The sequence below is a fragment of the Streptomyces sp. NPDC001843 genome (assembly GCF_042891955.1).
In the GTDB taxonomy this organism is placed as follows: domain Bacteria; phylum Actinomycetota; class Actinomycetes; order Streptomycetales; family Streptomycetaceae; genus Streptomyces.
This window is the reverse complement of record NZ_JBIATQ010000011.1, coordinates 73,365-95,515: the sequence shown is the minus strand read 5'-3', so window position 1 is coordinate 95,515 and position 22,151 is coordinate 73,365. Positions and strand designations below refer to the sequence as shown.

Genomic DNA, 22,151 nt, shown 5'->3' with positions numbered 1-22,151 from the left:
AGGCGGAACGGGATGACCGAGCGGAACGGGACGACCGAGCGGAACGGGACGGCCGCCAGACTCATCGACGAGACCCTGTTCGACGGCGCGGACGACGGCGCGGGCCCACCGCGTCTCGCGGGCGCGCGCTGCTCCGACTGTGGCACCGTCGTCTTCCCCCGGCAGGACTCGTGCCCCAGGTGTTCGAACAGGACCATGTCCGCGCATGTGCTCCCGGTGAGCGGGCGGCTGTGGTCCTACACGCTCCAGGCGTTCCCGCCCAAGCCGCCGTACCGTCCGCCGGCCGGAGGCTACCGGCCCTACCACGTGGGCTATGTGGACCTCGGCGAGGTGCTGGTGGAGGCGCGGCTGGCGATTCCCCGCGCGGAGATACGGATCGGGCTTCCGGTCCGGCTCACCACGGTGCTCGCCTACCACGACGAGGACGGGACCGAGGTGCTGACCTTCGCGTTCGGACCCGACCGGGAAGGCGAGCGATGAGCAGGAGCGACGAGGTGTACGTCGTCGGCTGCGGGATGCACGCCTTCGGCCGGGACGAGAGCGTCACCGGTATGGACATGGCCGAACGGGCGGTGCGCGAGGCACTGGCCGACGCCGGTGTGGCCTGGGAGGACATCGGTTGCGCGGCGGGCGGCTCCGACGTGTCCGGGAAGCCCGACACCCTGGTGGGCCGACTGGGGCTGACCGGAGTTCCGTTCGTCAATGTGCAGAACGGCTGCGCCACCGGTGCCTCCACCGTGTGGGCCGTTGCCAACGCGCTGCGCGCGGGGGAGGCCGCCCTCGGTCTGGCGGTGGGCTTCGACAAGCACGAGCGCGGCGCGTTCAACGCCTCCCCCGCCCGCTACGGACTGGGCGACTGGTACGCCGAGAGCGGCATGATGCTCACCACGCAGTTCTTCGCACTGAAGACCCGGCGGTACCTGCACGAGCACGGCATCTCGGAGCGGGCGCTGGCGATGGCGGCGGCGCGGGCCTTCCGCAACGGCTCCCGGCATCCCCTGGCCTGGCGCCGCAAGCCGCTGACCGAGCAGGAGATCCTGGACTCCGCCGAAATCAGTCCGCCGCTCACGCAGTACATGTTCTGCTCGCCGGGGCAGGGAGCGGTGGCGCTCGTGCTGGCACTGGGCGACCGCGCCTTCGACCTGTGCGAACGGCCCGTCAGGCTGGCGTCGTTGGCCCTCCGCACCCGCCGGTTCGGTTCCTTCGAGGTGTTCGCGCCCTGGCTGCCGCCGGGACCGCACCACAGCCCCAGCGTCGACGCGGCGAAGGCGGCCTTCCGCAGGGCCGAGGTCGGCCCTGCGGACGTGCGGGTCGCCCAGGTCCAGGACACCGACAGCGGCTCGGAGCTGATCCACCTGGCGGAGACCGGGCTGTGCGCCCACGGCGAGCAGGAGGAGCTGCTGGCCTCCGGCGGCACCGATCCCACGGGGCGGCTCCCGGTGAACACGGACGGCGGCTGCCTGGCCGGCGGCGAGCCCGTGGGCGCCTCGGGACTGCGCCAGTTCCACGAGGTCGTACGGCAGTTGCAGGGCCGCGCTCCGGGAGCACAGGTGCCGGGCGGGCCACGAGTGGGCTTCACCCATGTGTACGGGGCGCCGGGGATCAGCGCGTGCTCGGTGCTGACGGTCTGAGGGGCGGTGAGCCCGGGCCCTGCGCCTCCGTGACCGCGAGTCCTCGTTCAGACGGAGGCGGCGGTGTCCTGCTCCGTGGCGATGATCCGCAGGGCCGTCGACCTGACCGCCTGCTGCACGGCCCGCGGCGGCAGGTCCGCGAGCGGCCCGCCCTCCGCCCGCAGCGCGGTGACCAGCAGGGTGGTGCTGATGAGGGTACGGACCGCGAGTGCCTGCGCGGCGTGCCTGGCCTTGGCCGCGCGGGGGCTGCGCGTGGCCGCCTCGGGCAGGTAGTCGTACGCACGCTGGATGTGCCGCTGTTCGAACTCGTCGCGCAGCAGCTTCACGTTGCCGTTGGCGGAGGCGATCTGCACCTGGAACAGACGGGCCTCGTCCGGGTTCTTCTCCACCCAGTCCCACACGGCGTCGATGACGCGCAGCAGCCCCTGCGCGTCACCCGGTTCGGTGTCCGGACGGGCCTTCTCCACGACGGCGTTCAGCTGGTCGAAGACCCGGCGCATGGCCAGCTCGAGGAGCTCCTCTTTGCCGTCGAAGTGGTAGTAGACGGCTGTGGGCACCACCTGGGCCTCGTCCGCGATGTCCTGGACGCTGGTCTCGGCGAAGCCCTTGACGCCGAAGACACGCACCGCCGCGTCGATGATGTGCTGCCGCCGCGAGGGCCGGTGGGCCGGCTGCTTGCCGTTCTGCGTGGTGGCCATCTCTGCTCCCCTTGCGGCTTCCGGGTCCGGTGCCGATGCGCCCGGTGTACTGACCATGCTATCGAGTAACTCTGCCGCGGTGGCGTGGCAAACCCTGCTACCGCTGGGTGCTTTGCGAACTGGCCTTGGGCATACTTGACATCATGACGACTTCCGGAACCCGCGCCGCTCACCGCCCGTCGCGCCGGCAGTGGGTGATCGAAGCTGCCACGGAGCTCTTCGCCACCCAGCCGCCGGACGAGGTGACGGTGGCCGACATCGCCGCGCGGGCCGAGATGACGTCCGCGGCGGTGTACTACCACTTCTCCTCCAAGGACCAGGTCCTGGTGGAGGGCATGCGGGTGTTCGCCGCGGCGCTGCGCGAGCAGCTGGAGTCGCTCACCGCGGCGCACACGCCCGGCTCGGGCATCGGCACGGAGGTCACGGCACTGCTGGGGTGGCTCGCGGAGCACCGGTCGGCCGCCACGGTCTTCTTCGTCTCCTCGGCCGGGATGAGCCAGGAGGCGGAGGTGCTGCGGCACGAGATCCGTACGCAGTTGCTGGAAGAGCTCGTGCGGCTGGTGCGCAAGGACTGCGAGCCGGTCACCGACGCGGAGGCGGCGGTGACCGGCCTGGGGGTGCTCGCGCTTGTGGAGAACGCCGCGATCTCGCAGATCCGGGGCGACGAGGTCTACCGGGCACTCGGGCACCGGTCGTTCACCAAGGAGATCCACCGGCTCGCCGACCGGATCGCGGGGACGGAACGCTGACCGGCGCGGCGCGGGGACGGTCACACCAGCAGGCGCAGCGGTCTGCGCAGCAGGGTGTCCACCGTGCGCAGATACTCCGCGGCGGGAGCACCGTCCACGGCACGGTGGTCGAAGGTGAGGCTGAGGGTGAGCACCTGTGTCCGACGCGGCTGGTCGTCGACCCACTCGACGCCGTCCCTGAGTCTGCCCACGCCGAGGATGGCGACGTTGCCGGGGTTGATCACGGGGGTGAAGAAGTCGACGCCGTACCCGCCCAGTGAGGTGACGGTGAACGTGGCTCCTTCCAGTTGGGCCGGGGACACGCGTCCCGCGCGGGCGGCGTCCGCCAACTGCTTCGACCGGCGGGCGAGCTCGGACAGCGGCAGCGCCGGCACGTCCTCGACGACGGGCACGAGGAGGCCGCCCGGAACGGCGACGGCGAAGCCGAGGTGGACGTCCTCGTAGAGATGGATGCCGTCCTCGTGCACGGCCGCGTTGAGCAGCGGGTGTTCCCGGAGGGCCAGTGCCGCGGCCTTCAGCAGGAAGTCGTTGATGCTCGGCACCGTCAGGTCGCTGCCGTCCCATTCCGCCTTGAGCCGGGTGCGCAGGTCCACCACGGCGTCCATCCGCACCTCGTAACCGTGTGTCAGCTGCGCCATCTCCTGCAGGCTGGCGTGCATCCGGCGGGCGATGGTGCCGCGCATACCGGTCAGCGGGATGACGTCGCGCGAGCGCACCGGAGGGGGCGCGGGCGCCGGCGTCACGGCATCGAGGTCGGCCCTGCGGATGCGGCCCCCGGCGCCGGTGCCGCGTACGTCGGCGAGGTCGATGCCGCGTTCCTTCGCCAGCCGGCGTACCAGCGGGGAGACGGGGAGGACGGAGGACGCCGGCTCCGCCGGTGTCGCGGCGAGGAACTCCTCCACGTCCTCGGAGACGACCCGGCCGCCGGGGCCGGTGCCGTGCACGGCGCCCAGGTCGACGCCGGCCCCGGCCGCCACCCGCCGGGCGTTGGGCGAGGACAGGATCCGGCCTCCGCTTCCGCGCCGGGCCGGGTCGACGCCCACCGACGCGGCGCCGTTCACCGACGCGGTGCCGTTCACCGACGCGGTGCCGTTCACGGAGACGGCGCCGTCGGCGGAAGGTGCCGTGGGCGGCCCTTGGTGAGCGGTGCCGTCGGTCCCGGGCCCGGGAGGCATCGGCGTACCCCCCGGGCCCGGTGGCTGCTCACCCTCGGCCAGCAGCCAGCCGATGAGGGCTCCCGCCGGGACGGTCACGCCGGCGGGGACCACGGGGTGGAACACTCCCCCGGCCTCCGCCTCGACGTCCACGTCGACCTTGTCGGTGGCCAGCCGCAGCAGCGCGTCGCCCTCGCGGACCGCCCCGCCGGCCGGCACCAGCCATTCGTCGATCGTGCCTTCCTGCATGGTCAGGCCGATCTTCGGCAGCAGAACCTCGACCGCCACGTCGTCACGACCTTTCGAGGAGCCGGCGGCAGCCCTGCGCGATACGGGCCGCGTCGGGGACGTAGGCCTTCTCCAGCACCGGGGAGAAGGGCACCGGTGAGAAGGGGGCGCCGATCCGCAGGACGGGCGCGTCCAGGAAGTCGAAGGCCGCGTCCTGGATCTGGGCGGCGATCTCCGCGCCGAGCCCGCCGAAGGTCACGGCCTCGTGCACCACGAGCACCCGGTTGGTCCGGCGGACGGAGGCGATCATGGTCTCGGTGTCCAGGGGCTGCACGGTGCGCGGGTCGATCACCTCGGCCTCGATGCCCTCGGCGGCGAGCTCGTCGGCCGCCGCCAGGGCCTCGCCGACCATCCGGCCGAGGGCGATCACGGTGACGTCGGAGCCCGGCCGCGCGGTGTGGGCCTGCCCGAGAGGGATGCCGTAGACCTCCTCCGGCACCTCGCTCCTGCTGCCCAGCAGCACCTTGTTGAGCATGACGACGACCGGGTTGTCGTCCCGGATCGCCGAGACGGTCAGCCCCTTCGCGGTGTAGGCGTCGCAGGGCATCACGACCTTCAGGCCGGGCACATGGGCGAGCCAGGCCTCCAGGCTCTGGCTGTGCTGGGCGGCGGCACCGAGGCCCGCGCCGGAGGCGGTGGTGATGGTGAGCGGCACCGAGACCGCGCCGCCGAACATGTACTTCATCTTCGCGGCCTGGTTGACGATCTGGTCCATGCAGACGCCGATGAAGTCCATGAACATCAGATCGACGACGGGGCGCAGGCCCCGGGCGGCGGCCCCGACCCCGAGACCGACCAGCGCGGCCTCGGAGATCGGCGTGTCGATCATGCGGCGGGGACCGAACTCGTCCAGCAGACCCTCGAACATCCGGAAGACGCCGCCGTACCCGGCCACGTCCTCTCCTGCGACGAAGACGTTCTCGTCCTCGCGCATGGCCTGCGCCAGCCCCTCGTTGAAGGCCTTGACGTAGGTCAGCGTGCGGGCCGTGCGCTCCGGGGCGACGGCCGGTGCTTCGGTGATGGCGGTCATGTGGGTCACCCCGAGTAGACGTTGAGCAGCAGGTCGGCGGTGTCGGGCAGCGGGCTGGCCTCGGCGTGGGCGACGGCCTCGGCGATCTCCTCACGCGTCCGCCGCCATACGTCGTCCAGCTCCGTACGGGTGGCGGTGCCGTCGGCGACGGCGCGGGCCTCCAGCAGGTCGATGGGGTCGCGGGCCTTCCACTCGTCGACCTCCTCCTGCGAGCGGTAGGGGTGGCGCAGTCCCTTGACGCCCTGGTGGTCGAAGTAGCGGTAGGTCTTGGCTTCGATCATCATCGGGCCCTCGCCCGCCCGGGCGCGTTCCACGGCGTCGAGGGCGGCCCGGTGGACGGCGACGGCGTCCATGCCGTCGACGATCACGGCGGGCATCCCGTAGGCCGCCGCCCGGTCGGCGACATCCGTGAGCAGCATGTGCTTCGACTGCGGTGTGAACTCGGCGTAGCCGTTGTTCTCGCAGACGAACAGCACCGGCAGGCGCAGGACGGCGGCCATGTTGGCGGCCTCGTGGAAGGAGCCGATGTTGGTGGCGCCGTCACCGAAGAAGGTGACGGCGACGCTGTCCTCGCCCTTGTACCGGGCGGCGAAGGCGGCGCCGACGGCGATCGGGACGCCGGCGCCGACGATGCCGTTGGCGCCGAGCATGCCGAGCCGGACGTCGTTGATGTGCATGCTGCCGCCGCGTCCGAGGCACGCGCCGGTGACCCGGCCGTACAGTTCGGCGTACATCTCGCGCAGGCCGACGCCCTTGGCGACGGCATGCCCGTGCCCGCGGTGGGTGGAGGTGATCTGGTCGTCGTCGCGGAGGGCGGTCATCACGCCGGCGGCCACGGCTTCCTGGCCGACGTAGAGGTGCAGGAAGCCGGGCAGCTTGCCGGCCTCCATGAGCTTTCCCGCCTCGGTCTCGAACAGCCGGATGCGGACCATGCGCTCGTGCAGGTCACGTATGACCTGCGCGGTCGGCTGCTGCGGTGTTGTGTGAGCCATCGTCCGCCCCTTCGCCCGGAGGGAGGTGTCCACCGATCGGACTTTGTTGTGTCGACCTACAGTAACTGCCAGTGGGCACCTTACTGGAGAGGTTGTCTAATTACTACGGCAGTCCACCAACTCGACGACATTGCCCTCCGGATCCGCCCAGAAGCTGATCCGCCGCCCGCGCGCCTCCACCACGACCGGGGACGACAGCGGCCGGGCACCCGCGCGGCCGGCAGCGCGGCCACGACAGGCTCGATGTCGTCCAGATGGAAGGTGAGGTACGACAGTCCGCGGCGCGCGCCGACCGGTACGGCCGCCTGGGCGCGGGCGGCCGCGATCCGAGGTCGCACGAGCTTGATCCGGCCGCCCGACGGCACCTGGAGCCAGACGACCAGAAGCTCCCCGCCGAGCCCCGCCGGCCCTGCGATCTCCCGGGGCACCACCGACCGGTGCACCGGACGGCAGCCGAGCGCCTCACGGTAGAAGCGCTCCATCAACTCCTGGTCCGCCACGATGATCCCGGCCTCGAAGGGCCGGGTCATCGACACATCGGGATCCACCCGCCACCACCTCGAATACGGGCAACCTGTCCGTCACTTTTCCTACTTACTATTGACAGGCAACACTAAGCCCTGTTGTTTTGTCGCTCACAGCCCAGCTGCCGCAGACGGAGCCGTTCCCCAGCTCTCGGCTGGGAGGATTGTGAGGACGCCGTGGTCCGGACCAGTTCACTGGAGCCCCAGCAGACGATTGACCAGCGTCAGCCGCCCCGGGCGCCGGAATACTCCTCGTGGATCAGCCAGGACCGGTCCACCGACGCCGCTTCCGTGGTGATGCGCAAGGAGGCGGGCGGGCTCGTCGAACGCGTGGTGGAGCACTACCGCGCGGGCACGACGCACGAGGCCGCGGACCAGTGGACGGAACCCGTGTCGAACTACCTCGACGAGAGCCGCTGGCAGCGCGAGACGGACGCCGTCCACCGCAGCGTGCCGCTGCCGCTCGCCATGTCGTGCGAGCTCCCCGGTCCCCACACCTACAAGGCGATCGACGTGCTCGGCATTCCGGTGCTGATCACCCGCGACCGCCAGGGGTCCGTGCACGCCATGATCAACGCCTGCCGGCACCGCGGGGCCAAGCTCCTCGAACCGGGCTGCGGCGTGTCGAAGCGGCTTACCTGCCCGTACCACTCGTGGTCCTACGACCTGGCCGGGGAACTGCGGGGCGTGTACGCCGAGAAGACCTTCGGCCCCGTGCCGCGCGAGGGCCGCGGCCTGGTCCGGCTGCCGGCCTCCGAGCGCGCCGGCATCGTCTTCGTCTCGCTGGATCCGGCGGCCGAGCAGGACCTCGACACCTGGCTCGGCGACTTGGGGCCGCTGCTGGAGGGTCTCCGTCTGGCGGAGTGCCACCACTACGCGACACGCGAGCTGACCAGCCCCAACTGGAAGGTCACGCTCGACGGCTACCTGGAGACGTACCACTTCGCCTCACTGCACCCGAAGACGGTGTTCGAGACGAATCTGTCGAACATGATGGCGCACGACACCTGGGGCCCCCACCAGCGCATAGCGCCCGCTCTGCGGCCCATCGCCCAGGCGGTGGACCTGCCGCCGGACCAGCGTGACCCGGGGGACTGTGTCGGCCCCATCTACTGGCTCTTCCCCGGGCTGGCGATCGCCGGCGGCTGGCGTCAGAAGATCGCCGTCTCGCTGGTCCTGCCCCGGACGGCCACCGAATCGGTCACCCAGCAGATCATCCTGCTGCGGGAGCCGGCCGTGACCGAGGAGGAGCGGGCGGCCGCCGACCGGTTCGGCGAGTGGTTCCACGAGGTGGTCCGCGATGAGGACTACGCGACGACGTACGGAGTCCAGCAGGGGCTGAAGGCCCTGGCCGCGACCGGAACCGACTTCGTCTTCGGGCGCAACGAGCCCGGCCTCCAGCACTTCCACCGCACCATCCACGAGCACCTGGACAACGCACCCAGAGCCGCCAGGTGACCAACCCACAACAACCGCAGGAGAACACCATGGTGGCTACGGGCAGCCTCGACGGACGTGTCGCGGTGATCACGGGCAGCACACGCAGCATCGGCCGCGCCATCGCCGAGGCCTTCATCGCCGACGGCGCCACGGTCGTCATCAGCGGCCGCAGCGAGGTCAAGGGCAAGCAGGCCCTGGACGAGATGGACGCCGGGGACCGGGCCGTCTTCCACCCCTGCGACGCCAGCAGCCAGCAGGACATCGAGGGCCTCGCCGACTTCGCCGCCGAGCGGTTCGGGCGGCTCGACGTCTGGGTCAACAACGCCGGCGGCACGCAGGGCTTCGCTCCCCTCCACGAGCTCAGCGACGAGGCCTGGAACCACGCACTCGCCTTCAACCTCAACGCCTACTTCTACGGCACCCGGCGGGCGCTGCCGAAGATGCTGGAGCACGGCTGGGGCCGCGTCATCAACATCTCCTCCGTCGAGGGCAAGCAGGCCAACAAGCCGGCCATCAGCCACTACATCACCAACAAGCACGCCATCCACGGGCTGACCAAGGCGACCGCCTTCGAGTACGGCACCCAGGGCATCACCTGCAACGCCATCTGCCCCGGCGCAGTCGACACCGACCTGATGCGGGCCGCCGGACCGGCCGCGGCCGAGGCCGAGGGCATCAGCTACGAGGAGTGGCTCGGCCGGTTCGCCGAGCACGCAGCGACCAAGAAGATCACCACGGTGGAACAGATCGCCGCGCTGGCGTCGCTGCTCGCGTCCGACGCCGGCGCCGGCATCACCGGCACGATGATCAGCGTCGACGGCGGGACGGCGCAGTGGTAGGCGGGAAACGGGCAGGCGCGGGACGGGCAGTGGCAGGCACGGGCACGGACGGCGGGAGACGTCGGTCATGAAGAGCTGGATCACGGACTGGCAGCGCAGTGAACGGCTGCCGCACTACACCCGTGCCAACGCGGGCGAGACCCTGCCGGAGCCGGCCAGCCCGCTGGGCTGGACCCTGGTCTGGGGACCGGGTCTGCGGGGCTGGCGCAAGGGCTTCGTGGGTTTCGGCATCTACCGCGACGAGGAGGTGGCCGGTCCCAGGCCGCCGTTCGTCGGGATGTTCGGCGGCTACTTCTACCTGAACCTGTCGCACATGCGGCTGTTCGGCATCCGCATGGGCCAGAGCGCGGACCAGATCGACGCGGCCTTCGTCGGCAAGCGCTCAGACACCCCGGTGTACGTGCCGCACCCGGACGACCAGGACGAGGAGCTGACGGCCAAGGCGGGCGCCACGCTGCAGCGGATGCTCGGCCAGACGAACTTCCCCGAGGCGGACGCCGACCGGGAACGGGTGCGCCGCATCCGCCGCGAGCGACCCGACCTGACGGAACTGTCCGACGCCGGACTGGTGGCGTACGCCCGGTCGTTGCTCGAGGAGGTGGAGACCACCTTCCAGCGGCACGTCGAGTCCTCGCTGCCCGCGTCCGTCGGGCCGGCCATCCTCGGCCCGCTGTGCGCGAGTGTGGACCGGCCGGACGCCATGCTGGACCTGATCAGCGGTCTCGGCGACGTCGACTCGGCGTCGTCCTCGGCCGGCCTGTGGGACCTGTCCCGCCAGGTGGTGGCCTCGGCGGAGCTGACCGAGCTGTTCGACCGGGGACCGGACGCGGTGGAGCAGGCCCTGGAGGGGGCGGCCGGGGACGTCAAGACGTTCCGTGACTCCTTCGAGGAGTTCCTGGCCGCCTTCGGAGACCGCGGCCCCAACGAGTGGGACATCCACGCGCTGTCCTGGGAGGCGGCGCCTGTCCAGGCGCTGACCCTGGTGGACCGCATCCGGCACAGTGCCGAGGACGACTCCCCCGCCGGGCGGCACAGCAGGCTGACGGCGCGCCGCGAGGAGACCGCGGCCGCGATCCGGGCCGCCCTGCCCGAGGACGCGCGGCCGATGTTCGACGCCGGGATGCACGCCTCCCAGGTGTGGATCCCGGCCCGTGAGCGCACCAAGGGCAACTGTGTGACCGTCGTCAACGAGATCCGGATGGCGGTACGCGAACTCGGCCGCCGCGGGGTCGAGGCGGGGCGCTTCGCGAGGCCCGAGGACGTGATGATGCTGCTGGACACCGAGCTGGACGACTATGTCGCCGGCCCGGAGTCCTTCGGCGCCGTCATCGGCCGGCGGCTTCAGGAGTACGCGGGGCTGCACGAGCTGGAGCCGCCGTTCTTCGTCGCGGACGACGCGCGGACCGAGATCGACACCTGGCCGCGGCGTGCCGCGCAGCGGGCCGAGACCGCGGTCGAGGGGGATGTGCTCACCGGCGTGGGCGGCAGCCACGGCACGTACAGCGGCACGGTCCGCGTGGTCACCGACCCGGCCTCGTGCGAGGCGCTGGAGCCCGGTGAGGTGCTGGTGGCACCGATCACGGACGCGGCCTGGACGCCGCTCTTCCTGGTCGCCGGGGCGGCCGTGGTGGACGTGGGCGCGCTCAACAGCCACGCCGTCGTGGTCTGCCGTGAACTGGGCATCCCGGCCGTCATCTCCGTCGAGGGTGGTACGGAGCGGCTGCGCGACGGGATGGTGGTCACGGTCGACGGCGACAGGGGCACGGTGACCGTGGACGGCGTTCCGGCCACGGCCGGCAACTGAACACCGCGGGCCCGTCGTTGCTCCCCTGACGGAAGCGACGGGCCCGCGGGCCAGGGAAGGGGCCGAAATGGCAGGGCAGATCATCGTCTCCGGGTGGATGGACTACGAGCCGGGGGACCGCGGCACGATGCTGGGGCATCTCGTCGACCTGGGCCGCCGTACGCGCGAGGAGGAACCCGGCTGCCTGGACTACGCGATGACCGCCGACCCCGCCGACGGGCGGCGGATCCGGGTGTACGAGCGGTGGACGTCCCGGCAGGCGCTCGACGAGCACTTCGACACCGCGCACATGAAGGAGTTCCGTGCGGCCACGTCCGGGCTCGTCCGCCTGGGCGTCAGCCTGCAGACCCACACGGTGAGCGCCACGCACGACATGCGCTGAGCATCGACTCGCGCGGAGATCTCCGAGGCCGGTGATGGGCCCGGGGCGCACCGCCCCGGGCCCATCACCGTGCCCGTCCCCAGGGACTTGGCGCCCGCGGCCCGGCTGAGGGGCCCCCGCCCCGGTCCCCGGCGGGGCCACCGGCGGGGCCACGCCCACGCGCCCTGGCACGGCCCTGCCCCGCGCCACGGCCGGGCTCGGGCACCCGATCGGAGCGGCGGGGGCCGCCAACGCACCCGTCCGCCCCGGTCCAGCGGGCCTCTCAGGCCTTCCCGTCCAGCCTGACCAGCATCTTGCCGACGTTCCCACCGGCGAGCAGGGACAGCAGCGCCTGCGCCGCGTTCTCCAGGCCGTCCACCACGGTCTCCCGGGCCGTGACCTCCCCCGAGCGGAGCCAGTCGGCGGCCCGGCGCTCGAACTCGGGCCGCAGGTCCTCGTGGTCGCGCACGATGAACCCGCGCAGCGTCAGCCGCTTGAGGACCGCCTGCATGAGCTGGTTGATGCCGGCGGACCGCCCCTCGCCGCCGAACTGCGACATCATGCCGCACAGCGCCACCCGGCCGCCCGGCCGCAGGGCGTGCAGGGCGGCCACGAGCTGCTCGCCGCCGACGTTGTCGAAGTAGACGTCGATGCCGTCGGGCGCCAGCCTGGCGAGCGCGTCCCGCGCCGGCTCCGCGCGGTGGTCCGCGGCGGCGTCGTAGCCGAACTCCTTCACCAGCAGGGCGCACTTGTCCGGCCCGCCCGCGGTCCCGAGGACCCGCCGGGCGCCCAGCAGCCGGGCGAACTGCCCGGCGGCGCTGCCCACGGCCCCGGCCGCCGCCGAGACGAGAACCGTGTCACCGGGGCGTACCGCGGCGATCCGCGTCAGCCCCACGTAGGCGGTGAAGCCGGTCTGCCCGAGCAGCCCCAGCCACGTGGGCAGCGGGGCGAGGCCCGGATCGATACGCCCGGCGCCGTCGGTGTCGCCGGCGTCGAGGACGGCCCGCTCCCGCCAGCCGAGCTGGTGGCGTACGAAGGTGCCGGCCGGCACGGCGGCGCAGCGGCTGTCCTCCACGACGCCGAGGGCCCGGCCGTCGAGCGGGGATCCGGGGGTGAAGTTGTGCGTGTAGTGCTTCTCGGTGCTCTCCAGCCGCCCGCGCATCGAGGGGTCGACGCTCATGTAGAGGTTGCGGACGAGGAGTTGGCCCGCGTTGAGCGCCGGCAGCGGACGCTCTTCGATCGTGAAGTCGCCGGGGGCCGGCTCGCCGGCCGGGCGGCGCACCAGGCACACCACACGGGTGGTACGGGCTGCCACGGGCTCACTCCTCCGGCTGCCCGGCCGGACGCCGCTGGGCGAGCCGGCCCACCCAGCCGGCCAGCTGCAGGTCGGCGTGGCGCAGTTCGCCCGACTGCCAACGGGCCCGGAAGTCGAAGATGCCCTGTGCCCCGGTCTTCGGGTCGGTCACCTCCACCAGTCCGTCGTCGGTGAGCCGGTACACGTGCCCGGTCAGTGGATGGGTGACTTGCTTGGACATGGTGCTCACTCCTGCACTCGGCGGCGCACGCCGCGCTTGGTCACGGTCACCGGGCCGGCCACCCGGAGCCGGCAGGCCAGCCGGGTGCGGCCGTCCACCGGCCGGCGCAGGGCCTCGATGCCCTCGCGCTCCAGCGGGTCCACGGGTGAGCAGTTCTCGGCGCCCTCGTCGACCTCCACGAAGCAGGTGCGGCAGGTGCCCTTGCCGCCGCAGACGGTGGGCCAGCGGTAGCCGAGTCGCTTCGCGGCGCTGAACAGGTCCTCGCCGTCGAGCACTTGCAGCTCCGCGCCGAGGGGACGGACGGCCACGCGGTGGGTCACTTGTCCATCCAGTGGTCGAGCGTCCGGTTGAAGTGGCGGATGCGGCTCTCCTGGTAGTTGGCCAGGGTGATGCCGGGCTTGCGCATCGTCTTCAGTCCCTGCTGGACGTAGGGCAGGTTCTCGCAGTCCTGGTCGAAGACGGGTCCGAGCACGCCGAGTTCGGGGATGTCCGCGAAGAGCGTGCCGTCCGGCACCCAGCGGATCTTCGCGGGGGGCGGCATCGCACCGGGCTCCTTGGGGGCCGACATGAAGATGATCTCGGCGATGCAGGAGTCGGGGTCGAGTCCGTCGGGCCGGAACCGGTAGACGATGTTGGACTTGGCGCCGCCCCAGGGGTTGAAGTTGGGAAACAGCAGGTAGTTGATGGCGTCCAGCAGTTCGGTGTCGGCGGTCCGGGAGAAGTCCTGGTGCGAGGTGGCCGCGAGCTGTTCGCGCATCCGGTCGGCGAGCACCTGGCGAGCGGTGCCGCCGGGCGGGATCGCCGGCAGTTCGTCCCCCTCCTGCCTCACCAGGTCGCGGCCCTGGGCGGCGGAGTAGAACGCGCGCGAGTCGTAGAACGTCTCCAGTACGTCCTCCTCCGTCACCGAGTCGGCCACATGGGGACTCGGCGCACCCTGGATGTTGATCATGCGGTTCCAGTGGGGCTGGTCGGCCATGACGTCGTACTGGGAGTTGGCGTCCGCGAGCCAGGGCAGCATCTGCGGATGCGTGGCGATCACGTGGAAGGACTCGATGAACGCGTCCTGTGCGACCTTCCAGTTGCAGGGCAGCACCTTGGCGATGTGCAGCGACTTGTAGCGGTCCTGCAGCGGCCAGATGTAGTAGTCGTCGAAGGTGCCGCGGTAGCTGTCGAAGGACTCCGCGTACGGGTCCATGTTGATGAAGACGAAGCCGCGCCAGGTCGCCACCTGCGCCTCGGGCAGCGCGAACTTCTCCGGGGTGATGTGCGGGAAGTCCCAGGCACACGGCGGCGCCTGCATGGTTCCGTCGAGGTTCCAGGCGAAGCCGTGGAACGGGCAGCGGAACTCGCTGACGTTGCCGCCGCCGGTGCGCAGCTTGCGGCCGCGGTGCAGGCAGGCGTTGAGATACGCGCGGATCTCGTCCGGGGCCGTCCGCACGACGATCAGTGAGTCGGTGCCGATCTCGTAGACCTCGTGGTCACCGACCTCGGGGATCTCGCTCTCCAGACAGGCGAACTGCCAGACCCGCCGCCACACCTGCCGCATCTCGCGTTCCGCCCACTCCCGGGAGACGAAGCGCGCGGAGTCGATGTCCTCGCTGCCGAGGTGGTCGTTCCGGTCGAACCTCAGGGCGGCGGGAACCGGCCGGCTGTCCCGGTCGAGGTAGTCCTGGACGCTGGGCCCGGGGCACCGCGCCGTGCCCAGCTCCGACGTTTCGTCCATCATCTCTCCTCCGGCAGAAACTTTAGATCGAGTGTAGTTAGCTGACGAGGTCGGGAGCAACACTCACGGCGGCCGACGGACCCCCGCCACCCGAGATCACCGTGAACAACGCTGGGAAGCCGGGAATTTTTTGCGACAGCCCCCTCCCCAAGCCGACCGGCCCGTGTCACACTCCGACCCACTTGAGGCTGTAGTGCCTCAAAAGTTTCTCGCCTCGGCCGGAGTCTGACCCTCCCGGCCCAGCGCCGCCCGGACCCCGGGCGGCCCGCGCCGTACCCCACGACGGCGAGCAGCACAGACCTCTTCGTCTCACCCCCCATGCGTGCCGTCCCGCCCCGGGCGGCCCAGGATCCGCCTGACCGGAGCCGACCGCCGCGGACGCGGGAGCGACGCGGGCCGCGGCAGCACAGGCACCACACCACGGGAGTACTCAACGATGAGTTCCAGACCCGGTCGCGCGGCCCGCCGCGCCCTCACCGCGATCACCACTCTCACCGCGCTGCTCACCCTGGCGGCGTGCGGCGGCGGCACCACTCCGGCCGCGGACGCGACGCAGGCGGCGGCGGACTCGCCCGGTCTGACGGCGGCCCGCGCGGCGTTCCAGAAGTATTCCGAGCGCCCGGACTCGATCCCCGTCACCAAGCCCGTGGGCAAGAAGATCCCCAAGGGCAAGCGGATCGACTTCATCCTCTGCGGCGTCCAGTCCTGCAAGGACCTGGCCGACTTCTTCACCGCCGCCGCCGGTCAACTCGGCTGGAAGGTCAAGCAGATCGCCACCCAGGGCACTCCGGAGTCCGTCCAGGCCGCCTACGAGCAGGCGGTGCGCGACCAGCCGGACGCCGTCGTCGCCTCCGGGTTCCCGCGCGCCGTCTACGCCAAGCAGCTGGCGCAGCTGAAGAAGGCCCACATCCCCGTCATCCAGTCGAACGCCGACGACGTGGTGGGCCGCGGCGTCTCCCTGCTGAAGAACGGCCCGAAGGACGTCGGCGTCCAGGGCGCGATGATCGCCTCGTGGGTGGTGTCCAGCAGCGGCGCCAAGGCGGACACCGTGTACTTCGACCTGCCGGCCTACACGATCCTCAAACCCGTCAAGGACACCTTCGCGGCCAAGTACAAGCAGTGGTGCGACGGCTGTGCGCTGGACGACGTCGACGTCCCCATCACCGCGGTGGGCAAGGACATGCCGGACCGGGTGGTGTCCTACCTGCGCTCCCACCCGAAGGTGACCCACGTCGTCTTCTCCCTTGGCCTGCTCAACGTGGGCGTCCCGGCCGCGCTGAAGACCGCCGGGATCACCGGCAAGCACATCGTCGTCAACGTCGGCGACGCACAGAACTACCAGTACATCCAGAGCGGTCTCACCGACGGCGCGATGGCACTGAACTCGCACGAGACGGCATGGCTCCAGGTCGACGCGCTGGCCCGGCACTTCACCGGCCGGTCGATGGCCGTCGACCAGAAGGCCGTGCTGCCCAACATGCTGGTCACCAAGGACAACCTGCCCTCCGCCGACGGCGACTTCCCGATCGTCGAGGACTACCAGACGCAGTTCAAGGCGCTCTGGGGACTGAACTGACCGGCCGGCCCGCCGCCGGCACCGGCCGGCGGCGCCCTTCCCCACGCAACGCCACGTAAGGAGGAGCGGTGCAGGCTGACACGTCACCGGACAGACGGCACGAGACCGACGGCGCGGCGCGGCACGCGGACCGACCGGTGCTGCGCGTGTCCGGGCTGTCGAAGCGGTTCGGGGCGACCCAGGCGCTGCGGGACATCGACCTCGAGGTCGCGCACGGCGAGATCCACGCCCTGATCGGGCCCAACGGCTCCGGTAAGTCGACCCTCATCAAGGTCCTCGCCGGATACCACCACGCGGAACCGGGTGCGGTCGCCGAACTCGACGGCGAGCTGTTCGACCTCGGCCAGGTCGCGGCATCCCGGCACGACCGGCTGCGCTTCGTCCACCAGGAGCTCGGTCTGGTCGGCGAGTTGAGCGCCATCGACAACCTCGCGCTGAGCCGCGGCTTCGCCCGTACGGCCTTCGGCAACATCCGCTGGCCGGAGATGGAGCGGCGCACGACCGCACTGGTGGAGCGGTTCGGCCTCGGCATCGACGTGCGTCGGCCGCTGTCCCTCGCCTCCCCCGTCCAGCGGGCGGTCGTGGCCATCGCCGCGGCGCTGCAGGGCTGGGAGGGCCGCCGCGGTGTCCTGGTGCTCGACGAGCCCACCGCCGTACTGCCGCCGGGTGAGGTGGCACGGCTCTTCGACATCGTGCGCGAGGTCCGCGACGCCGGCGCCAGCGTTCTGTACGTGTCGCACCGCATGGACGAGATCTTCGCGCTCGCCGACCGCGTCACGGTGATCCGCGGCGGACGCCGCATCGCCACCCGCCGTGTAGCCGACCTGACGCCCCGCTCGCTGGCGGAGCTGATGGCGGGCGAGGAGATGGAGACCGACCACCGGCCGGCCCGCCCCGCCGGCCCCACCGGGGCGGTTCTCGAGGTCCGCGACCTGTCGGCCGGACCGTTGCACGGCATCGGCTTCGACCTGGCCCGCGGTGAGCGGCTGGGGATCACCGGCCTGGTCGGCTCCGGCCACGAGATCGTGCCGTACGCGGTGTCCGGGGCCCGCACCGGGCCGGTGCGGGGCAGGCTGCGGATGCCCGGACAGTCCGAGCGGTGGACCGACGCCCGCGACGCCGGCGCACTGGGCATCCCCCTGGTCCCGGCGGACCGGGCGGCCGAGGGAGTGATCGGCGACTTCTCCGTCGGGGAGAACCTCACCCTCCCGCTGCTGCACCGGCTGCGTGCCCGGGGCGGACGGCTGCACCGGCGCCGCGAGTCCGCGCTCGTCGACGAGTGGATCGAGCGGGTCGCCGTGCGCACCTCCGGACGCGGTGCCCGGATCACCACACTCAGCGGGGGCAACCAGCAGAAGGTGGTGATGGCCCGCTGTCTGGCCCGGCGCCCGCCGGTGCTGGCGCTGTGCGAACCCACCGCCGGCGTCGACATCGCCACCCGTCTGCAGCTCTACGACCTGATCGAGCGCCAGGCCGACGAGGGCATGGGCGTCATCGTCTCCTCGTCCGACACCCAGGACCTGCTCGCCCTGTGCACCCGGGTCCTGGTGGTGCGGGACGGCCGTATCGCACGGGACATCAGCGGCCGGGACATCACCGAGGCCGCGCTCGTGCACGCCATGGAAGGGACCGAATGAGATGCGCACTGGAAGGATCCGAGTGAGATGACATCCACCACGACCCCGGCCGCGGAAGTCCGGCCGTCCGCGCCGGACGGGCCCGCGCCGTCCGTCCTGGGGTCCCTGAGGCGACGGGCGGCAGCGCTGTCGTTCCGGAACATCGGCGCCGTGTATGTGTGGCTGGTCATCGTCGCGGTGTTCTCCGTCTGGGCGCCGGAGACCTTCCCGACCATGACCACGGTCAAGCAGGTGCTCAACGGCAACGCCGTGGCCGGGCTGGTGGCGCTCAGCGTCGTACCGCCGCTGGCGGCCCGCGTCTTCGACCTGTCGATCGCCTACACCATGTCGCTCACCAGCGTACTGACCGCACGGTTCCTGGTCTTCGCCGGACTCGGACCCGGGACCGCCATCACCCTGGCGATGACCGCCGCGCTGCTGGTCGGGGTGGTCAACGGGGTCGTGGTGGTGTTCCTGCGCGTCGACTCCTTCATCGCCACCCTGGCCACCGGCGCGCTGATCCAGTCACTGATCACCATGGTCACCGACGACAGCTCCATCACCGGTGTGCAGCTCCTGGCCAAGCCGTTCGCGAACATCGCCCAGCTCGACGCGGGCGGCCTGACACTGCCGGTGCTGTATCTGCTGCTCGCCGCGGTGGCCATCTGGTTCCTGCTGGAACACACCGCCACCGGGCGCCGGTTGTACGCGACCGGCTTCAACGCCGACGCGGCCCGCCTGCAGGGGGTACGTACCGACCGGCTGCGCTTCCTGACCCTGGTGGCCTCGGCGCTCCTGTCCGGTTTCGCGGGAGTCGTCTTCGCGTCCTCGGTGGGGTCCGGATCGCCGACCGCGGGCACGCCGTATCTGCTCTCCGCCTACGCGGCGGCCTTCGTCGGGGCGACCCAACTGCGCGCGGGCCGGTTCAACGCCTGGGGCACGGTGATGGCGGTACTGCTGCTCGGCACCGGTGTCACCGGGCTCGGGCTCGCCACCAGTGCGCAGTGGGCCGCGAGCCTGTTCACCGGCTCGGTCCTGATCACCGCGCTGGTACTGACGGGCGGACGGATCGCCCTGCCGGCGATGCTGCGCCGCCGGAAGGCGCCGCCGCCGGCAGGGGCCGATCCGGGCGTGGTCACGGGAGCCGGGGCCGTGCCCGGCAGCCAGGAGGAGGTGTGACGATGAAAGCGGTTCAGTACCGGAAGGTGGGGCGGGCCCCCGAGGTCGTCGAGGTGCCCGTGCCCGAACCGGGTCCGGGCCAGGTGCTGCTGAAGGTGACGGCGGCGGGACTGTGCCACTCCGACCTGGCGGTCATGGGCTGGCCGGAGGAGCAGTTCCCCTATCCGCTGCCGATGACGCTCGGTCACGAGGGCGTGGGCGCCGTCGCGGCCGTGGGCAGCGGCGTGACGGAGGTGGCGGAGGGCGACGAGGTCGCCGTGTACGGCCCATGGGGCTGCGGGCTGTGCCGCAAGTGCGCCGAGGGCAGGGAGAACTACTGCCTGGACGCCGCCGCTCTCGGCATCATGCCACCCGGACTGGGCTCTCCCGGTGCCCTCGCGGAGTACATGCTGGTGGACTCGCCCCGCCATCTGGTGCCGTTGCGCGGACTGGACCCGGTGCAGGCGGCGCCGCTGACCGACGCCGGGCTGACGCCCTATCACGCGGTCCGGAAGTCACTGCCCAAGCTGGTTCCGGGCGCCACGGCGGTGGTCATCGGTGTCGGCGGGCTGGGCCATCTCGCCGTGCAGCTCCTGCGTGTCCTCACCCCCGTACGGGTGATCGCCCTCGACGTCAGCAAGGAGAAGCTGGAGCTGGCGAGTACCGTCGGCGCCCACGAGACGCTGATCTCCGACGGAGAGGCGGCGGGGCGTATCCGGGAACTCACCGGCGGTGCGGGGGCGGAGGTGGTGCTGGATTTCGTGGGAGCCCAGGCCACGTCGGACGTCGCCGCCGCGGCGGTGGCGGTGGCGGGCGACGTGACGATCGTCGGCATCGGCGGGGGCACGGTGGCGGTCGGCTTCGGCGGTGGGCTGCCGTTCGAGGTGTCCGCCTCATTCCCTTACTGGGGCAGCCGCGTGGAACTGGTGGAGGTGCTGGAGCTGGCGCGGCAGGGGCTCCTCTCCTCGCATGTGGAGACGTTCTCCCTCGATGAGGCTCCGTCGGCCTACGAGCGGCTGCACGCGGGGGGCGTCAACGGGCGTGCGGTGGTGCTGCCGCAGGGGTGAGCGTGGGGTGCGGGCGTCGGGTTCTCGCCCCCGCCGCCCCTGCCCGTCCCGTCCCAGGGGCTCCGCCCCTTCGACCCCTCCGGGGGGCTCCGCCCCCTGGACCCCCGGCCCTGCGGCCACCCGCCACCCGCCCCTTCCCGGCCCGCCCGTCGCCGCACGGCGTGCAGGGGCCTCGGGGCGCAGCCCCGACAGAGATCCACGGCAGGGCCCCGCCAGCGCCCGGACGCGTGACGCGGCGCCAGGGCGCAGGGGCACAGGCCGCAGCCCCGCAGGGGCCCCGGGCAAGCCCCGCGGGGGTCTGGAGGCGCAGCCCCAGTGGGGGCCCGGGGCAGGGCCCCGGGATGGGGCGGGTAGGGGCGGCGGGGGCGAAAGAGCGAGACGGGCGGCAGGCGGCTCGGGTCAGTGGGCCGGCGGGGCCCCGGCCGGGCTGCTCGCGGTCACCGTCCGCTGCACACACCGCCGCAGCACCGTCAGGAACTCCGGCGTCCGCCACGGCCCCGCATCCACGCGCCCCGTGTCGTCCACGCCGAGGTCCTGCATGTCGTACCGGCCCCGGCAGTGGCCGAGGGTGAAGTAGCAGACCTCGCCGCGCCCGTGCCGCTTGAGGTAGAGCACCGGGCGCGGCACCCGGTCCAGGGCCGCCGTGTCGCCCTCGGCGAAACCCCGGCACGGCCCCGTGTACTCGGCGTGCAGCAGCACCTCCGGCTCGCCGTGGAGCTCGCAGACGTACAGCTCGTCGGTGACGGTGAACGGCTCGATCCCCGCGACCAGCGGATGGTCCGGCCGGGTCACCCGCACCTGGTACGGCGCGATCGGCGGGTGGGCGAGGAACTGGCTGCCCAGCACCCCGGCCAGCTCCCCGAGAAGCCGCGGGGTGGTGAAGACCCGGGGCCCGTCCGGGGCCGGGGCCTCGATGACGGAGTTGGTGCCGTGCAGGGCGAGCCAGCGCCCGCCCCGCTCGACGAAGTGCGCCAGCGCCTTCTGCTGCACGGCGTCCGGCCGTACATCGCAGGTGTAGGTGACCAGCAGGTCGGCGGCCTGAAGCGCGGGCAGGCAGTCGTAGTCCTCGTACACCCGGGTCCGTACCCGCGGCTGCTCCGCGAGCAGTTCCAGCAGCCGCAGCCGCGCGTGGTCGAAGTCGTGCCACCTGCCGCCGCAGACGAGGACGGCGTCGAGGCGGCCGGCCGGGCCCGCCACGGCTCAGTACTGGACGCGGGTCAGCAGCCCGCCGTCCACCACGAGGTTGACGCCGACACAGAATGAACCGGTGCGGCCGAGCAGGAACGTCACCGCGGCGGCCACGTCCTGCGGCGTGCCGTAGCGTCCGATCGGCAGCTTGGCGAGCACCTCCTCGTACACCTCCGGGCGGCTGGTGCGGATCGTCTCCCAGGCGCCGCCGGGGAAGTCGATCGGCCCGGGCGAGACGGTGTTGACCCGGATGCCCTTGGGGGCGAGGGCGTGGGCGAGCGCCGAGGCGTGCTGGACCACGGCGGCCTTCATCGCGGAGTACGAGTTGGCGCCGGCGGGGCGTGCGGTGTCGGAGGCGTTGGTCGTGCCGATGGCCACCACGGCGGCCCGGTCGGAGGCCTCCAGATGCGGCAGGGCCGCCTCGACCAGTCCGGCGAAGGGGACCAGGTCGCCGCGCAGGCTCGCCTCCCACGACTCGGGGCCCTTGACGTTGCCCGCCGACACGTTGGAGACCAGCAGGTCCAGGCCGCCGAGTTCGTCCGCGGACCGCTCCACGAACCCCGCGAGGGCGGCGGGGTCGGTGACGTCCACGGGTTCGGCGTACACGGTGGTGCCGTCGGCGCGCAGTTCGGCGGCGGCCTTCGCCAGCGCCTCCTCGCCCCGGGCGCACAGGGCCAGTGCGCAGCCCTCGGCCGCCAGCGCCTCGGCGACCGCCCGGCCGATGCCCCGGCTGGCGCCGGTCACCAGCGCCCTCGCGCCTGTCAGTCCGGTATCCATC

Annotated in this window: 22 protein-coding genes; 11 read left to right on the top strand and 11 right to left on the bottom strand. The window is 72.0% G+C overall.

All coding sequences use genetic code 11. The features are described from left to right. Positions 1-12 precede the first annotated feature (12 nt). Positions 13-480 carry a Zn-ribbon domain-containing OB-fold protein gene (locus ACFYZQ_RS26650; RefSeq protein ID WP_389152532.1) on the top strand — a complete coding sequence of 156 codons (468 nt, stop codon included), beginning with the start codon at positions 13-15 and terminating at the stop codon, positions 478-480. After that, positions 477-1,631 carry a thiolase family protein gene (locus ACFYZQ_RS26645; protein WP_389152530.1) on the top strand — a complete coding sequence of 385 codons (1,155 nt, stop codon included), beginning with the start codon at positions 477-479 and terminating at the stop codon, positions 1,629-1,631. Before ACFYZQ_RS26650 ends, ACFYZQ_RS26645 begins: the two co-directional genes overlap by 4 nt. Positions 1,632-1,678: 47 nt before the next feature. Here the strand turns inward: ACFYZQ_RS26645 and ACFYZQ_RS26640 are convergent, their stop codons facing one another. Then, a complete protein-coding gene (locus tag ACFYZQ_RS26640; protein WP_389152528.1) occupies positions 1,679-2,329 on the bottom strand; it encodes a TetR/AcrR family transcriptional regulator in 651 nt (216 codons plus the stop codon). 143 nt (positions 2,330-2,472) lie between these two features. Here ACFYZQ_RS26640 and ACFYZQ_RS26635 point away from each other — a divergent pair, with 143 nt between their 5' ends. Further along, positions 2,473-3,078 carry a TetR/AcrR family transcriptional regulator gene (locus tag ACFYZQ_RS26635; RefSeq protein WP_389152525.1) on the top strand — a complete coding sequence of 202 codons (606 nt, stop codon included), beginning with the start codon at positions 2,473-2,475 and terminating at the stop codon, positions 3,076-3,078. A 20-nt stretch (positions 3,079-3,098) separates the two neighbouring features. On the opposite strand, the gene ACFYZQ_RS26630 is transcribed toward ACFYZQ_RS26635, so the two are convergent. The 4 genes from ACFYZQ_RS26630 to ACFYZQ_RS26615 all read right to left on the bottom strand — a co-directional run bounded on the left by ACFYZQ_RS26630 (position 3,099) and on the right by ACFYZQ_RS26615 (position 7,090). Continuing rightward, positions 3,099-4,520 (bottom strand): dihydrolipoamide acetyltransferase family protein, encoded by a 1,422-nt coding sequence (locus ACFYZQ_RS26630; RefSeq protein WP_389152523.1) that lies wholly within the window; start codon positions 4,518-4,520, stop codon positions 3,099-3,101. A 4-nt stretch (positions 4,521-4,524) separates the two neighbouring features. Then, on the bottom strand, positions 4,525-5,550 hold the full coding sequence (locus ACFYZQ_RS26625; protein WP_389152520.1) for an alpha-ketoacid dehydrogenase subunit beta: 1,026 nt from the start codon (positions 5,548-5,550) through the stop codon (positions 4,525-4,527). Positions 5,551-5,555: 5 nt separating this feature from the next. Beyond that, positions 5,556-6,542 carry a thiamine pyrophosphate-dependent dehydrogenase E1 component subunit alpha gene (locus ACFYZQ_RS26620; protein WP_389152517.1) on the bottom strand — a complete coding sequence of 329 codons (987 nt, stop codon included), beginning with the start codon at positions 6,540-6,542 and terminating at the stop codon, positions 5,556-5,558. 80 nt (positions 6,543-6,622) lie between these two features. Then, positions 6,623-7,090 carry a VOC family protein gene (locus tag ACFYZQ_RS26615; RefSeq protein WP_389152513.1) on the bottom strand — a complete coding sequence of 156 codons (468 nt, stop codon included), beginning with the start codon at positions 7,088-7,090 and terminating at the stop codon, positions 6,623-6,625. A gap of 153 nt (positions 7,091-7,243) precedes the next feature. Here ACFYZQ_RS26615 and ACFYZQ_RS26610 point away from each other — a divergent pair, with 153 nt between their 5' ends. The 4 genes from ACFYZQ_RS26610 (at position 7,244) to ACFYZQ_RS26595 (ending at position 11,531) form a co-directional block, all read left to right on the top strand. Then, positions 7,244-8,524: an aromatic ring-hydroxylating dioxygenase subunit alpha gene (locus ACFYZQ_RS26610; RefSeq protein ID WP_389152510.1), complete on the top strand. Its 1,281-nt coding sequence runs from the start codon at positions 7,244-7,246 to the stop codon at positions 8,522-8,524. 29 nt (positions 8,525-8,553) lie between these two features. Beyond that, the gene (locus ACFYZQ_RS26605) at positions 8,554-9,345 is read left to right on the top strand and encodes an SDR family NAD(P)-dependent oxidoreductase (RefSeq protein WP_389152507.1); all 792 of its coding nucleotides are present in this window, start codon (positions 8,554-8,556) and stop codon (positions 9,343-9,345) included. A 67-nt stretch (positions 9,346-9,412) separates the two neighbouring features. After that, a complete protein-coding gene (locus ACFYZQ_RS26600; RefSeq protein WP_389152504.1) occupies positions 9,413-11,149 on the top strand; it encodes a PEP-utilizing enzyme in 1,737 nt (578 codons plus the stop codon). 67 nt (positions 11,150-11,216) lie between these two features. After that, the gene (locus ACFYZQ_RS26595) at positions 11,217-11,531 is read left to right on the top strand and encodes a putative quinol monooxygenase (protein WP_389152501.1); all 315 of its coding nucleotides are present in this window, start codon (positions 11,217-11,219) and stop codon (positions 11,529-11,531) included. Between the two features lie 262 nt (positions 11,532-11,793). On the opposite strand, the gene ACFYZQ_RS26590 is transcribed toward ACFYZQ_RS26595, so the two are convergent. The 4 genes from ACFYZQ_RS26590 to ACFYZQ_RS26575 are packed head-to-tail and all read right to left on the bottom strand — an operon-like array spanning position 11,794 to position 14,771. After that, complete coding sequence (locus tag ACFYZQ_RS26590) at positions 11,794-12,825, bottom strand: NADP-dependent oxidoreductase (protein WP_389152498.1); 1,032 nt, start codon at positions 12,823-12,825, stop codon at positions 11,794-11,796. A 4-nt stretch (positions 12,826-12,829) separates the two neighbouring features. Further along, entirely contained in the window at positions 12,830-13,045 is a 216-nt protein-coding gene (locus tag ACFYZQ_RS26585) for a transposase (RefSeq protein WP_389152495.1), read from the bottom strand. Between the two features lie 5 nt (positions 13,046-13,050). Next, positions 13,051-13,365 (bottom strand): 2Fe-2S iron-sulfur cluster-binding protein, encoded by a 315-nt coding sequence (locus tag ACFYZQ_RS26580; protein WP_389152492.1) that lies wholly within the window; start codon positions 13,363-13,365, stop codon positions 13,051-13,053. Next, positions 13,362-14,771, bottom strand: a complete 1,410-nt coding sequence (locus tag ACFYZQ_RS26575; RefSeq protein WP_389152489.1) for an SRPBCC family protein — start codon at positions 14,769-14,771, stop codon at positions 13,362-13,364. Before ACFYZQ_RS26575 ends, ACFYZQ_RS26580 begins: the two co-directional genes overlap by 4 nt. A 433-nt stretch (positions 14,772-15,204) precedes the next feature. Between ACFYZQ_RS26575 and ACFYZQ_RS26570 the strand changes: the two genes are divergently transcribed. From ACFYZQ_RS26570 to ACFYZQ_RS26555, 4 genes are all read left to right on the top strand, one after another. Then, positions 15,205-16,344 carry a sugar ABC transporter substrate-binding protein gene (locus ACFYZQ_RS26570; RefSeq protein WP_389152486.1) on the top strand — a complete coding sequence of 380 codons (1,140 nt, stop codon included), beginning with the start codon at positions 15,205-15,207 and terminating at the stop codon, positions 16,342-16,344. A gap of 68 nt (positions 16,345-16,412) precedes the next feature. After that, positions 16,413-17,981 (top strand): sugar ABC transporter ATP-binding protein, encoded by a 1,569-nt coding sequence (locus ACFYZQ_RS26565; protein WP_389152483.1) that lies wholly within the window; start codon positions 16,413-16,415, stop codon positions 17,979-17,981. Positions 17,982-18,008: 27 nt separating this feature from the next. Continuing rightward, positions 18,009-19,139 (top strand): ABC transporter permease, encoded by a 1,131-nt coding sequence (locus ACFYZQ_RS26560; protein ID WP_389152480.1) that lies wholly within the window; start codon positions 18,009-18,011, stop codon positions 19,137-19,139. 2 nt (positions 19,140-19,141) lie between these two features. Beyond that, positions 19,142-20,185, top strand: a complete 1,044-nt coding sequence (locus tag ACFYZQ_RS26555) for an NAD(P)-dependent alcohol dehydrogenase (protein WP_389152477.1) — start codon at positions 19,142-19,144, stop codon at positions 20,183-20,185. A 399-nt stretch (positions 20,186-20,584) separates the two neighbouring features. On the opposite strand, the gene ACFYZQ_RS26550 is transcribed toward ACFYZQ_RS26555, so the two are convergent. Next, complete coding sequence (locus tag ACFYZQ_RS26550) at positions 20,585-21,382, bottom strand: ThuA domain-containing protein (protein WP_389152475.1); 798 nt, start codon at positions 21,380-21,382, stop codon at positions 20,585-20,587. Positions 21,383-21,385: 3 nt separating this feature from the next. Further along, positions 21,386-22,150, bottom strand: a complete 765-nt coding sequence (locus ACFYZQ_RS26545; protein ID WP_389152472.1) for an SDR family NAD(P)-dependent oxidoreductase — start codon at positions 22,148-22,150, stop codon at positions 21,386-21,388. Position 22,151: the final 1 nt, after the last annotated feature.

What these genes read in the sequence shown, in the direction of transcription:
- ACFYZQ_RS26650 (WP_389152532.1), top strand. Translation starts at nt 13, where the DNA reads ATGACCGAGCGGAACGGGACGACCGAGCGGAACGGGACGGCCGCCAGA.
- ACFYZQ_RS26645 (WP_389152530.1), top strand. Translation starts at nt 477, where the DNA reads ATGAGCAGGAGCGACGAGGTGTACGTCGTCGGCTGCGGGATGCACGCC.
- ACFYZQ_RS26640 (WP_389152528.1), bottom strand. Translation starts at nt 2,329, where the DNA reads ATGGCCACCACGCAGAACGGCAAGCAGCCGGCCCACCGGCCCTCGCGG.
- ACFYZQ_RS26635 (WP_389152525.1), top strand. Translation starts at nt 2,473, where the DNA reads ATGACGACTTCCGGAACCCGCGCCGCTCACCGCCCGTCGCGCCGGCAG.
- ACFYZQ_RS26625 (WP_389152520.1), bottom strand. Translation starts at nt 5,550, where the DNA reads ATGACCGCCATCACCGAAGCACCGGCCGTCGCCCCGGAGCGCACGGCC.
- ACFYZQ_RS26620 (WP_389152517.1), bottom strand. Translation starts at nt 6,542, where the DNA reads ATGGCTCACACAACACCGCAGCAGCCGACCGCGCAGGTCATACGTGAC.
- ACFYZQ_RS26605 (WP_389152507.1), top strand. Translation starts at nt 8,554, where the DNA reads ATGGTGGCTACGGGCAGCCTCGACGGACGTGTCGCGGTGATCACGGGC.
- ACFYZQ_RS26600 (WP_389152504.1), top strand. Translation starts at nt 9,413, where the DNA reads ATGAAGAGCTGGATCACGGACTGGCAGCGCAGTGAACGGCTGCCGCAC.
- ACFYZQ_RS26595 (WP_389152501.1), top strand. Translation starts at nt 11,217, where the DNA reads ATGGCAGGGCAGATCATCGTCTCCGGGTGGATGGACTACGAGCCGGGG.
- ACFYZQ_RS26585 (WP_389152495.1), bottom strand. Translation starts at nt 13,045, where the DNA reads ATGTCCAAGCAAGTCACCCATCCACTGACCGGGCACGTGTACCGGCTC.
- ACFYZQ_RS26575 (WP_389152489.1), bottom strand. Translation starts at nt 14,771, where the DNA reads ATGATGGACGAAACGTCGGAGCTGGGCACGGCGCGGTGCCCCGGGCCC.
- ACFYZQ_RS26570 (WP_389152486.1), top strand. Translation starts at nt 15,205, where the DNA reads ATGAGTTCCAGACCCGGTCGCGCGGCCCGCCGCGCCCTCACCGCGATC.
- ACFYZQ_RS26560 (WP_389152480.1), top strand. Translation starts at nt 18,009, where the DNA reads ATGACATCCACCACGACCCCGGCCGCGGAAGTCCGGCCGTCCGCGCCG.
- ACFYZQ_RS26555 (WP_389152477.1), top strand. Translation starts at nt 19,142, where the DNA reads ATGAAAGCGGTTCAGTACCGGAAGGTGGGGCGGGCCCCCGAGGTCGTC.
- ACFYZQ_RS26545 (WP_389152472.1), bottom strand. Translation starts at nt 22,150, where the DNA reads ATGGATACCGGACTGACAGGCGCGAGGGCGCTGGTGACCGGCGCCAGC.